This window comes from Micromonospora cabrerizensis, from assembly GCF_022230955.1.
GTDB classification, from domain to species: domain Bacteria; phylum Actinomycetota; class Actinomycetes; order Mycobacteriales; family Micromonosporaceae; genus Micromonospora; species Micromonospora cabrerizensis.
This window is the reverse complement of the sequence record NZ_JAKKFI010000042.1, coordinates 42779-54199: the sequence shown is the minus strand read 5'-3', so window position 1 is coordinate 54199 and position 11421 is coordinate 42779. Positions and strand designations below refer to the sequence as shown.

The following is an 11421-nucleotide window of genomic DNA, read 5'->3' as shown; positions in this document are numbered from 1 at the left end:
CGCCGGCGAGCGCGGGCGACGCGATCCACTCGGGTTCAAGGAAAACGCGGTATCCAGACCAGCAGGACACCCCGACATCATGAAAACCGAGTCGATCACCCCGCCAGACCACCCGAAGAGGCGAAACCCGACCTCACTGGTAACGGCAGGTGACGAAAAGCCGCGCCAGAATGACGCAGGGTGCCCACGACGGGTTTCCGGGGAGCCCGCCCGGCGCAGGGATCAAGCCTGACCGCCCGGAGCCGGGCGGGCTCCCCGGAAACCCCAACGGCGACCACAGACGACCACAGGCGACCAGCCAGTCTTTCCCGGAAACCCCAACGGCGACCACAGAAGACCAGCAGGCCCCCAGGACAAACCACAAGCGGCCTCAGGCAGCCCGGAGCAGCCTCAGGCTGCCGGCCAGTCCTGAGAGGCAAGACGCGGCGAGACCGCCCCCGGAGGGGCGGCCTCGAGCCACGAGAGGAAACCGGTCACGGTCGATCGCGCCATGGCGATCTCCACCGGTGCGTGGTGACTGGTACAGCGGAGGATCACCCAGTCGGCCGGCATCGAGAGCCGCTCCTGACCTTCGGGCAATCGGCGGCGCTCCACCGCCAGCCCCTTGCGCGACAGCACCCGCTTGGGGCGGATGGCGAAGCTGAACATCCGGTACCAGCGAAGCTCGTCGTCGGCGAACCGACCGAAGCCGGGCGACCAGCCACGGCCGTCGAGCATGGTGGAGACCCGGACACTGAGGCGGATGATGCCACCGCTACGGGTGACCAGAGCCCGCCGGACGAAGAGAATGAAGAGCGCGGCGAGGATGACGACTACGCCGATCCCGAATCCCTCGACGATCTCCATCCCCGGTGTGACTCAGCGGCTCGGTGCGGAAACCGGGGTTGCGCTCTCGGCCAGCACGGTGACACCGTCGGCGCTCACCGAGAGGAAGCCGCCGGCCACCTCGTAGGTGACCTGCTCACCGCCGGCGAGCTTGATGCGCACCTGACCGGGCTCGGCGAGCTGGCCGAGCAGCGGCGCGTGCCCCGGCAGAACACCCAGCTCGCCCTCGGTCGTACGGGCGACGACCATCTCGGCGTCACCCGACCAGACCTTCTCCTCGACGGCGACGAGCTCGACGTGAAGCTGCTGTGCCACGCTGTCTCCTTGCTGCGGCTACGGATTGCCGAAAGTCTAGCCTGACGCCGACGCGCGCCCCACGCGGGTGGGGAGAACCGCGCCCCGGCTACTTGGTCTTGTTCATGAAGTCGGGGTGCTCCAGCAGGAACGGGTCGAGTTGCTCGCTCTTCAGCGCGGCGAAGAAATCCGGGACCCCCTCCTGGAACTGCTCACCCAGGTACTTCTTTCCGTCGTACTTGCCACCACCGGGCAGTTTGATCATCTGGATGGTGTTGGGGCGGATGTCCTTCAGGGCGAGCCCGAAGTCAACCACGCTGTTGCCCCGACCGTTGAAGATCAGTGACTGGCCGGCGGCGCGGAGCACCTTGTCCAACTTGATCGGGTTGGACACCACGTCGGCGCTGAACGCCTGGCCGACCATGGCCTTGACGAACTGCTGCTGGTGGCGCTGGCGGCCGTAGTCGGAGTCCGGAACGCCGTTCTTCGGGTAGCGCTGCCGAACGTAGTCCAGCGCCTGCCAGCCACTCAGGTGCTGGTTGCCCTTCTTGTAGACCGCCTGCGGGCCGACGTAGCCCTCGCCGCGCGTGTTGCCCGGCCGGGCCTTCCCGTCCGGCTGCTTGTGCTCGGACTTCACGTCGCGCTCGATGTACATGTTGACGCCGCCCATGGCGTCGACGATCTTCTGGAAGCCGGTGAAGTTGATGATCGCGCCGGCATCGAACCGCTTGATGCCCGTCACGTTCTGCACCGTGGTGGCCAGCAGCTCGAAGCCCCGGGCGGCATCGGGGTTCGCACCCGGCACCCGGCTGCCGAACGACATGGCAGCGTTGATCTTCGTGGACTCACCCGGGAAGTCGGCCTTCTTGAACGCCGGGATGTGCACGTAGAGGTCGCGCGGCAGAGAGAAGAGGTAGGCCCGGTCCATCGACGCCGGCACGTGCAGCACCATGATCGAGTCGGCCAGCGGCGCCGCCGTCGCCGTACGCGGGTCGATGCCGACCAGCAGGATGTTGAGCGGGCCCTTGATCTCGCTCTTCTTCGCCTGGGCACCGGCCGCCTGGTCACCGAACAGGTCCGCCTTGCCGACCGCCCCCTCGTAGCGGGCCATGAGCACCTCGGTGCCGACCAGCACGGCACCGCTGAGCACGGTCAACACGGTGCCGAAGACCGTGCAGATCCTGGCCCAGCGCGGCACACCCCGCCAGACGGACGACTTGCGGCCACTCTTGCCGGCCTTACCCACGAGTTCTCCGTTCGTTACGCCCCACGTGAGGAAGACGGGCGCACGTCGCCGAAAGGTTGCAAAGCTCAACGCTCTTTCACATAAGCGCGCGGAACGACCGTATCTCGGGTGGCTCGACACTGCCGACCACGAGTAACGGACCGCGACGATGATAGGACGCGAACATGAACAAAAGACTGCCCCGGCATTGCCGGGGCAGTCTTTTGTTGCGGATCCGATCGAGCTGGTCAGTCCTTCATCAGCTCCGCGGCCTTGGCCTCGAGGTCCTCGAGACCGCCGCACATGAAGAAGGCCTGCTCGGGGAAGTGATCGTACTCACCCTCGCTGATCTTCCGGAACGCCTCGATGGTCTCCTTGATCGGGACCGTCGAGCCCGGAACACCGGTGAACTGCTCCGCGGCGTACGTGTTCTGCGAGAGGAAACGCTCGATCCGCCGGGCCCGAGCCACGGTGATCTTGTCTTCCTCGGAGAGCTCCTCGATACCGAGGATGGCGATGATGTCCTGCAGGTCCTTGTAGCGCTGCAGGATCCGCTTGACCTCGGTGGCGACCTGGAAGTGCTCCGGGCCGACGAACTCCGGGGCGAGGATCCGGGACGAGGACGCCAGCGGGTCCACGGCCGGGTAGATGCCCTTGTCGGAGATCGACCGCTCCAGGTTGGTGGTCGCGTCCAGGTGGGCGAACGTGGTGGCCGGGGCGGGGTCGGTGTAGTCGTCCGCCGGCACGTAGATCGCCTGCATCGACGTGATGGCCTGGCCCCGGACGGAGGTGATCCGCTCCTGGAGCTCGCCCATCTCGTCGGCCAGGGTCGGCTGGTAACCCACGGCGCTCGGCATACGGCCGAGCAGGGTGGACACCTCCGAACCGGCCTGGGTGAAGCGGAAGATGTTGTCGATGAAGAGCAGCACCTCCTGCTTCTTCACGTCCCGGAAGTACTCCGCCATGGTCAGCGCGGAGAGCGCCACCCGCAGCCGGGTGCCCGGCGGCTCGTCCATCTGGCCGTAGACCAGCGCGGTCTTGTCGATGACGCCGGACTCGGTCATCTCGGCGATGAGGTCGTTGCCCTCACGGGTGCGCTCACCCACGCCGGCGAAGACCGAGGTGCCACCGAAGTTGCGGGCCACTCGGGTGATCATCTCCTGGATGAGCACCGTCTTGCCCACGCCCGCGCCGCCGAACAGGCCGATCTTGCCGCCCTTGACGTACGGGGCGAGCAGGTCGATGACCTTGATGCCGGTCTCCAGCATCTCCGTCTTCGGCTCCAGGTCGGCGAACGCCGGGGCCTTGCGGTGGATGCCCCACCGGTCGTCGGCCTCGAAGGTCTCGCCCTCCTTGAGGTTGAGCACCTCGCCGATCGCGTTGAACACGTGACCCTTGACCGCGTCGCCCACCGGCACCGTGATCGGCTCGCCGAGGTCACGCACCTCCGCGCCGCGGACCAGGCCGTCCGTCGGCTGCATCGAGATGGCGCGGACCAGGTTGTCACCCAGGTGCTGGGCGACCTCCAGGGTCAGCGTCTTCTCACCGCCGGACAGGGTCACGGTGACGTGCAGGGCGTTGAACAGGGCCGGCATGGCGTCGCGCGGGAACTCGGCGTCGACGACCGGGCCGATGACCCGGACCACGCGACCGGTGGTCTTCTTGGTCTCTACTGGTGCAGTCATCACACTTCACTTCCCGACGCGGCAAGCGCGTTGGCGCCGCCGACGATCTCGCTGATCTCCTGGGTAATACCGGCCTGCCGGGCCGAGTTCATCTCGCGCGTGTACTTCTCGATCATGTCTTCGGCGTTGTCGGTGGCGGACTTCATGGCCCGTCGCCGTGCCGCCGACTCGCTCGCCGCCGACTCGATCAACGCCGCGTAGATCCGCGTGTTGATGTACCTCGGCAGGAGCGCGTCGAGCAGCGCCTCCGCCTCCGGCTCGAACTCGTACGCCGGCAGCAGCCCCTCGGAGCGCGGCCGGTCCTCCACCTGCATCGGACCGATGACCTTGGTAACCGGGTTCTGCGTCATCAGCGAGTGGAACTCGGTGTAGACGATGTGCAACTCGTCGACGCCGAGCACCCCGTCCGCACCGGCGCTGCCGTCGGCGTCGTCCGCACCGGCCGTGAACGCCTTGATCAGCGTCTCACCGACGGCGCGGGCGTCCTCGAACGACGGCTGCTCGCTGAACCCGGTCCAGTTCGCCTCGATCGGCCGGCCGCGGAACCGGTAGAACCCGACGCCCTTACGTCCGATGACGTAGAGCACCGGCTCCTTGCCGTCCGCCTTCAGTCGCGCGATCAGCGACTCGGCCATCCTGATCGCGTTGGAGCTGTAACCGCCGGCCAGGCCACGGTCACTGGTGACCAACAGGACGCCCGCCCGCCGCACCCGCTCGCGCGGGGTGAGCAGCGGGTGGTCGATCCGTGCGTTGGACGCCAGCGCCGTGAGCACACCGGTGATGGCCTGGGCGTACGGCAGGGACGCCTGCACCCGGGCCTGGGCCTTGGCGATCCGGCTCGTCGCCACGAGCTCCATCGCCTTGGTGATCTTCTTCATCGACTTCGCCGAGCGGATCCGTTGACGAAGAACGCGTACCTGGGCCGCCACGGGATCAGCTCTCGGCCGGGCGGTCGGTCGCGCTGTCGCGGAAGCGGGTCACCGTCTCGCGGTTCTCGTCGCCCTCAAGCGGTGCGGCCGGAGCGTCGTTGACCCGACGCTCGTCCTCCTTGTTGAGGAAGACCTGCTTGAACTCGGCGATCGCGCTGTCCAGGGAGCCGATGATGTCGTCGTTCCACTGGTTGTCGGCGATGCCGGCCAGCACACCCTCGTGCTTGTGCCGCAGGTACTGGAGGAACTCCGACTCGAAGCGCCGCACCTCGCCGACCGGGATGTCGTCCAGCTTGCCCTCGACGCCGGACCAGACCGAGACGACCTGCTCCTGCACCGGGAACGGCGAGTAGTTGGGCTGCTTGAGCAGCTCAACGAGGCGGGACCCACGGTTCAGCTGGTTCTGGGAGGCCCGGTCCAGGTCGGAGGCGAAGGCGGCGAACGCCTCCAGCTCGCGGTACTGGGCCAGGTTCAGCCGCAGCGAACCGGCGACCTTCTTCATCGGCTTGACCTGCGCGGCGCCACCGACCCGGGAGACCGAGGTGCCGACGTTGATCGCCGGCCGGACGCCCTGGTTGAACAGGTCCGTCTCCAGGAAGATCTGCCCGTCGGTGATCGAGATGACGTTGGTCGGGATGAAGGCCGAGATGTCGTTGGCCTTCGTCTCGATGATCGGCAGACCGGTCATCGAGCCGCCGCCCAGCTCGTCGGAGAGCTTCGCGCAGCGCTCCAGCAGGCGGGAGTGCAGGTAGAAGACGTCACCCGGGTACGCCTCACGGCCCGGCGGACGACGCAGCAGCAGCGACACGGCCCGGTACGCCTCGGCCTGCTTGCTCAGGTCGTCGAAGACGATCAGGACGTGCTTGCCGCCGTACATCCAGTGCTGCCCGATGGACGAGCCGGTGTACGGGGCGATGTACTTGAAGCCGGCCGGGTCCGACGCCGGGGAGGCGACGATGGTGGTGTATTCCATCGCGCCCGCCTCTTCCAGCTGGCCCTTGATCGAGGCGATCGTGGAGCCCTTCTGGCCGATGGCGACGTAGATGCAGCGAACCTGCTTCTTCGGGTCGCCGGAGCGCCAGTTGTCCCGCTGGTTGAGGATGGCGTCCAGGGCGACCGTGGTCTTGCCGGTCTTCCGGTCACCGATGATGAGCTGCCGCTGACCCCGACCGATCGGGGTCATCGCGTCGATGGCCTTGATACCGGTCTGCAGCGGCTCGAACACCGACTGCCGGGCCATCACGTTCGGAGCCTGCAGCTCCAGCTCGCGGAAGCCCTCGTTGGCGATGTCACCGAGCCCGTCGATCGGCTGGCCGAGCGCGTCGACCACGCGGCCGAGGAAGGCGTCGCCGACCGGTACGGAGAGCACCCGGTCGGTGCGCTTGACGCGCTGCCCCTCCGCCAGCTTGGCGGAGTCACCGAGAACGACGACGCCGATCTCCCGGACGTCGAGGTTCAGCGCCACGCCAAGCGTGCCGTCCTCGAACTCGAGGAGCTCGTTGGTCTTGGTCGAGGGCAGGCCCTCGACGTGGGCGATACCGTCGCCGGTGTCGGCGACGGTGCCGACCTCCTCGCGGGAGACGTCGGACGAGTAGGAGGAGACGTAGCGCTCCAGGGCGCCGCGGATCTCCTCCGTCGAGATGGTCAGCTCGGCCATCCTCTGCTTCCTTAAAATTCAGGGGCCCGGGATACCTAGTACCAACCGGTCCGAATGGCGTCTGTCAATCCGGGCGCTGGGCGGCGGCGCCGCCCCGATGCTGGGCGGCGAGGCCGCTCAGCCGCTGGAGCGGCGAGCCGTTCAGCGCTTCGCGAGCGTGTTGCGGGTCTCGTTGAGGCGGCGCAGGATGGTGCCGTCGTACAGGTCGGAGCCGACCCGGACGCTCACGCCACCCAGGACGGCGGGCTCGACCGTCTGCTTGACGGAGACCTCTCGACCGTATATCGCGGTGAGGCTCGCACCCAGCCGACGCTCGTCCTCGTCACTCAACGGGGCCGCGACGGTCACGTACGCCACCTGCCGGTCACGCCGGTCGGCGGCGAGCTCGACCAGTCGGGTGAGCGCCCCGTTGAAGGAACGTCCCCCGAACCCGCCGAGCGCCGCCTCGACGAGGCGGACGGTGACCGGGCGGGCCTTGTCGGCCAGCAGCTCACGGGCCAGAGTGGCCCGCTGCTCGACCGGGGCGACCGGGTCGGCGAGCACGTTGCTCAGCGCCGACTGACCGGCCACGACCTGACCGAAGCGGAACAGCTCGTCCTCGACCTCGCCCAGCTCGCCGGCCTTGTCGGCGCTGGCGAGCAGCGCCTCCACGCCCAGCCGCTCGGCGCCGTCGAGCAGCTCCGACGGTGCCGACCAACGGCCGGACACCAGGACCACGAGCAGGTCGAGCGCGTCCGCGCCGATCCGTCCGCCCAGCATGTCGCCGAGCAGAGCGCCGCGGTCGTCACCGGAACGGGCCGGCTCGGACAGCGCCCGGCGCAGCCGCGGCTCACGCCGCAGCAGGGTCGCCACGGAGAGGATGGCGTCGGCGGTGGAGGCCACCGCCGACGGCTCCGCGCCGCGGACGTACGCGTCGAGGCGCTCGGCCGCGACCTTGTACGACTCCCGGCTGGCGGCCTGCATCAGCGGGCCCCCGTGCTCTCGAGACCGCTCAGGAACCGGTCGACGGTGCCCTTGCGTCGTGCCTCGTCGGCCAGCGACTCGCCAACGATCTTGCTGGCGAGGTCCACCGCGATCGTGCCGACCTCCGTGCGCAGCTCGCGCACGATGGTGGCCCGCTCGGCGGCGAGCGCGTCCTTGCCCGCCTGGATGACCCGGTCGGACTCCTCGCGCGCCTTGGCGAGGATGTCCTGCCGGATGCCCTCGGCGTCGGCCCGCGCGTCGTCACGGATCTTGGCGGCGTCGGTCCGAGCCTCGGCGAGCTGGGCACGGTACTGCTCGAGCAGCTGGTTCGCCTCGGCCTGGGCGGCCTCGGCGCGCTTGATGCCGCCCTCGATCGCGTCGACCCGAGCCTGGAACGTCTGCTCCATGCGGGGGAAGACGAACTTCATCAGCACGAAGCAGAGCACGGCGAAGGCGACGGACCCAACCACGATCTCCTGCCAGAGCGGGATGATCGGGTTGTGGGTCGACTCACCACCCTCGGCGGCGAGGAAGTACATGGAAGACCTCCCGGTCAGAGGGGCTGGATCAGGCGGCGGAGCCGGCCCAGATGAAGCCGAAGGCGATGCCGAGCAGCGCCAGCGCCTCGATGACGGCGAAGCCGATCCAGACGTACGGCAGGGTCATCCGCGACGACTCCGGCTGGCGGGCGGTCGACTGGATGTAGGCGGCGAAGACCAGGCCGACGCCGATGCCCGGGCCGATGGCGGCGAGACCGTAGCCGATGGCAGCGGTGCTACCGGTGACCTCGGCGAGAACGCTAGCGTCCATTGGTGTGGTTCCTCCTGGTTATCACGCGTGACTCTCACGCGGGACGACAACGGATGGTGCGGGTGGATCAGTGCTCTTCGGCGAGCGCGCCCTGCACGTAGCTGGCGGTGAGGACGGTGAAGACGTAGGCCTGCAGGCAGATCACCAGGAACTCCAGGAAGGTGAGCGCGATGGTCATCACCCACGAGAGCACCGAGATCGGCGCCAACCAGGCGTTGGAGCTCAGAATGGCGAAGCCGCCGAGCGTGAAGACCAGCAGGAGCATGTGACCGGCGAACATGTTCGCGAAGAGACGGACGGCCAGCGAGAACGGCCGGACGATGAAGGTCGAGAAGAGCTCGATCGGGATCAGCAGCGGCAGGATGTACCAGGGTGCCGGCGGGATCAGCGAGTTCTTGAAGTATTTGACGAAGCCGTGCTTCTTGATGCCGATGTAGTTGAACAGCACGTAGCTGATGATCGCGAGGAACGCCGGGAAGGCGATGTGCGAGTTCGGCGAGATCTGGAAGAGCGGAATGATCGCGAACGCGTTCGTCAGCAGCACGAAGCAGAAGAGCGTGGTGAAGTAGGGCGCGAACCGCACACCCGCGTGGCCGATCATGTCGACCGCGATGTTGTTGCGCACGAAGCCGTAGATCGACTCGGCGAACCACTGCTTCTTGGTCGGCACCAGCTGCGGGTTCCGGTAGGTCGCCAGGAAGAAGATGATCAGGACGCCGACCGCGATCCAGACCATCGCCGTGATCTTGGTGAACCAGTACGAGTCGTGCGCACCCCAGGGCAGGATGCTGGGCAGGTAGAAGTCCTCCACCGTGGGTGGGAATGCCGCCTGGCCCGCTGCCAGAACGTTCGCCTGTCCGAACACCGCGTCCCTTCCTAAGTAGGCGTGCCGAGCCGGCGGATGACGAGGATGATTCCCCCGGCCATACCGAGCACGACGCCGATCCCGGTGGCAACGCCGCCGGTGTCGAGCCACTGGTCAATCAGCCAGCCGATGAAACCCCACACGAGCATGCCTCCGATGAGGTAGCTGAGCGCGGTCCAACCCTGACCGGCGCCGGACGGAGTGTCGTCCGGTTCACCGGCGGGACGGGGGGTTTGGTCACCAGCCATGACGGGGCGAACGATATCAGCCGGGAAGACGAGGCTGTGCCTCACCCCCCGCACAACCAACGTTGTGTGGGCTTCTCGTGGGCGCCGTCGTCTGTGGGCACGCTACTCCCCTTCCGCCCGTCGGAAAATGACCGGAGGCCGACACATTGCGGCGCGTCCGCTGGTTGGGACGACCGGCCTACGGGCAGGTCAGCCCTGTGGCCGACGGGCGTGCACCGTGGTCAGCCACCAGATGTGCACCGCCGTCCACACTGCCACCCCGGCGACGATGCCGAGGCAGAGCGGGATCAACCCCCGCCATCCGGTCGACGCCACCGCCACCATCACCACGCCCAGGAGGCTGAACTTCAGCACGTACAGGCCCAGCCCGAGCGGCAGCAGCAGCTGCGGGTTGACCTGGTCGGCCCGGGCCAGCACCACCGTGGTCAGCGTGTAGCTGAGCACCGTGACGCCCACGCCGGCCGCCGCGCCGAGCGCCGACGTCGCGCCCCCGGTCACCCCACCCACCACCGCGGCGACCGCGGCCAACGCCGCCGACGCGGCCAGCAGCACCGGCAGGTGCCGCAGCCGCCACCGCCGGTCGGCGTCGGGCTCGACCACCACGGGCTCAGCCACGGGGGTACGCCGGAAACGTCGCGACCAGCTCGGCCACCTCGGTGCCGAGCCGGGTCAGCTCGTCGGCGCCGCCCGGTGCACCGGGATCGGTGCGTACCGCACGGGCGATCAGTGTGGCCACCTGCCGCATCTCCCCCTCCCGCATGCCCTGGGTGGTGACGCTCGGCGTGCCCACCCGGATGCCGGAGGCCACCATCGGCGGCTGCGGGTCGTACGGGATGGCGTTCTTGTTCAGGGTGATCGAGGCGGCGTCGCAGCGTCGCTCGGCCTCGGCGCCGGTCACGCCCAGCTCCCGCAGGTCGATCAGGGCCAGGTGGGTGTCGGTGCCGCCGGACACCGGGCGCATGCCCTCGTCGGTCAGCCCGGCGGCGAGCGCCTGGGCGTTGGTGACCACCTGCCTGGCGTACGTCTGGAACTCCGGTTGGGCGGCCTCGCGCAGCGCGACCGCCTTGGCCGCGACGGCGTGCATCAGCGGGCCACCCTGGGTGAACGGGAAGACCGCCTTGTCGATGCGCTGGGCCAGCGACTCGCGGCACAGGATCATGCCGCCGCGCGGGCCGCGCAGCACCTTGTGGGTGGTGGCGCAGACGACGTCGGCGTACGGCACCGGGGACGGGATGGCCCGGCCGGCGACCAGGCCGATGAAGTGCGCGGCGTCCACCATCAGGTACGCGCCGACCTCGTCGGCGATCTCCCGGAACCGGGCGAAGTCGATCAGCCGGGGGTACGCGGTGGCGCCACAGATGATCAGCTTGGGGCGGTGCGCCCGCGCCAGGTCGCGTACCTCGTCGTAGTCGATCTGCTCGGTGTCCGGCCGGACGGGGTAGCCGACCGGGTGGAACCACTTGCCGGAGAAGTTCACCCGGCTGCCGTGGGTGAGGTGCCCGCCGTGCGGCAGGTCCATCGCCAGCACCGTGTCACCCGGTTGCACCAGCGCGGCGTACGCGGCCAGGTTGGCGTTCGCACCGGAGTGCGGCTGGAGGTTGGCGTGCTCGGCCCCGAAGAGCTCCTTGGCCCGGGCGATGCCGATCTCCTCGGCACGGTCCACCTCGGCGCAGCCGCCGTAGTAGCGCCGGCCCGGGTAACCCTCGGCGTACTTGTTGGTCAGGGTCGAGCCGAGCGCGGCCAGCACCGCCGGCGAGGTCAGGTTTTCGCTCGCGATGAGCTGAAGGCCGCCCCGCAGCCGGTCCAGCTCGCCGAGGACCACCCCGGCGATCTCCGGGTCGGTGGCCCTGAGCTGCGCGAAATCCGGCCCCCAGAAGGTGCTCGTCTCGGTCTCCACAGCGTACGAGTCTAGGGGGCCGC

At 68.6% G+C, this 11421-nt stretch carries 13 protein-coding genes; all 13 read right to left on the bottom strand.

The window, feature by feature from the left end; all coding sequences use genetic code 11:
- Positions 1-390 precede the first annotated feature (390 nt).
- Positions 391-846, bottom strand: coding sequence for a DUF2550 domain-containing protein (locus tag LADH09A_RS04345; RefSeq protein ID WP_238643420.1), 456 nt, complete (start codon positions 844-846; stop codon positions 391-393).
- 12 nt (positions 847-858) lie between these two features.
- Positions 859-1140: a F0F1 ATP synthase subunit epsilon gene (locus LADH09A_RS04340; RefSeq protein ID WP_099848180.1), complete on the bottom strand. Its 282-nt coding sequence runs from the start codon at positions 1138-1140 to the stop codon at positions 859-861.
- A gap of 88 nt (positions 1141-1228) precedes the next feature.
- Complete coding sequence (locus LADH09A_RS04335; protein ID WP_238643419.1) at positions 1229-2365, bottom strand: LCP family protein; 1137 nt, start codon at positions 2363-2365, stop codon at positions 1229-1231.
- A 227-nt stretch (positions 2366-2592) separates the two neighbouring features.
- Positions 2593-4029, bottom strand: coding sequence for a F0F1 ATP synthase subunit beta (gene atpD / locus LADH09A_RS04330; RefSeq protein ID WP_238643418.1), 1437 nt, complete (start codon positions 4027-4029; stop codon positions 2593-2595).
- Positions 4029-4958, bottom strand: coding sequence for a F0F1 ATP synthase subunit gamma (locus LADH09A_RS04325; RefSeq protein ID WP_238643417.1), 930 nt, complete (start codon positions 4956-4958; stop codon positions 4029-4031). The genes atpD and LADH09A_RS04325 overlap by 1 nt, the downstream gene beginning before the upstream one ends.
- Before the next feature lie 4 nt (positions 4959-4962).
- The gene (gene atpA, locus LADH09A_RS04320) at positions 4963-6615 is read right to left on the bottom strand and encodes a F0F1 ATP synthase subunit alpha (protein WP_238643416.1); all 1653 of its coding nucleotides are present in this window, start codon (positions 6613-6615) and stop codon (positions 4963-4965) included.
- A gap of 141 nt (positions 6616-6756) precedes the next feature.
- Positions 6757-7578, bottom strand: a complete 822-nt coding sequence (locus LADH09A_RS04315; RefSeq protein WP_238643415.1) for a F0F1 ATP synthase subunit delta — start codon at positions 7576-7578, stop codon at positions 6757-6759.
- A complete protein-coding gene (locus LADH09A_RS04310) occupies positions 7578-8117 on the bottom strand; it encodes a F0F1 ATP synthase subunit B (RefSeq protein ID WP_179780741.1) in 540 nt (179 codons plus the stop codon). Before LADH09A_RS04310 ends, LADH09A_RS04315 begins: the two co-directional genes overlap by 1 nt.
- 28 nt (positions 8118-8145) lie before the next feature.
- The gene (locus LADH09A_RS04305) at positions 8146-8388 is read right to left on the bottom strand and encodes an ATP synthase subunit C-like protein (protein ID WP_130404096.1); all 243 of its coding nucleotides are present in this window, start codon (positions 8386-8388) and stop codon (positions 8146-8148) included.
- A gap of 67 nt (positions 8389-8455) precedes the next feature.
- The gene (gene atpB, locus LADH09A_RS04300) at positions 8456-9253 is read right to left on the bottom strand and encodes a F0F1 ATP synthase subunit A (protein ID WP_238643414.1); all 798 of its coding nucleotides are present in this window, start codon (positions 9251-9253) and stop codon (positions 8456-8458) included.
- A gap of 11 nt (positions 9254-9264) precedes the next feature.
- Positions 9265-9501 (bottom strand): AtpZ/AtpI family protein, encoded by a 237-nt coding sequence (locus tag LADH09A_RS04295; RefSeq protein ID WP_238643413.1) that lies wholly within the window; start codon positions 9499-9501, stop codon positions 9265-9267.
- Between the two features lie 189 nt (positions 9502-9690).
- A complete protein-coding gene (locus LADH09A_RS04290) occupies positions 9691-10116 on the bottom strand; it encodes a hypothetical protein (protein WP_238643412.1) in 426 nt (141 codons plus the stop codon).
- On the bottom strand, positions 10109-11398 hold the full coding sequence (gene glyA / locus LADH09A_RS04285) for a serine hydroxymethyltransferase (RefSeq protein ID WP_308194470.1): 1290 nt from the start codon (positions 11396-11398) through the stop codon (positions 10109-10111). Before glyA ends, LADH09A_RS04290 begins: the two co-directional genes overlap by 8 nt.
- Positions 11399-11421 lie beyond the last annotated feature (23 nt).

Coding starts and splice junctions, on each gene's coding strand:
- LADH09A_RS04315 (WP_238643415.1), bottom strand. CDS start 7,578: ATGCAGGCCGCCAGCCGGGAGTCGTACAAGGTCGCGGCCGAGCGCCTC.
- LADH09A_RS04295 (WP_238643413.1), bottom strand. CDS start 9,501: ATGGCTGGTGACCAAACCCCCCGTCCCGCCGGTGAACCGGACGACACT.
- LADH09A_RS04305 (WP_130404096.1), bottom strand. CDS start 8,388: ATGGACGCTAGCGTTCTCGCCGAGGTCACCGGTAGCACCGCTGCCATC.
- atpD (WP_238643418.1), bottom strand. CDS start 4,029: ATGACTGCACCAGTAGAGACCAAGAAGACCACCGGTCGCGTGGTCCGG.
- LADH09A_RS04310 (WP_179780741.1), bottom strand. CDS start 8,117: ATGTACTTCCTCGCCGCCGAGGGTGGTGAGTCGACCCACAACCCGATC.
- LADH09A_RS04345 (WP_238643420.1), bottom strand. CDS start 846: ATGGAGATCGTCGAGGGATTCGGGATCGGCGTAGTCGTCATCCTCGCC.
- atpA (WP_238643416.1), bottom strand. CDS start 6,615: ATGGCCGAGCTGACCATCTCGACGGAGGAGATCCGCGGCGCCCTGGAG.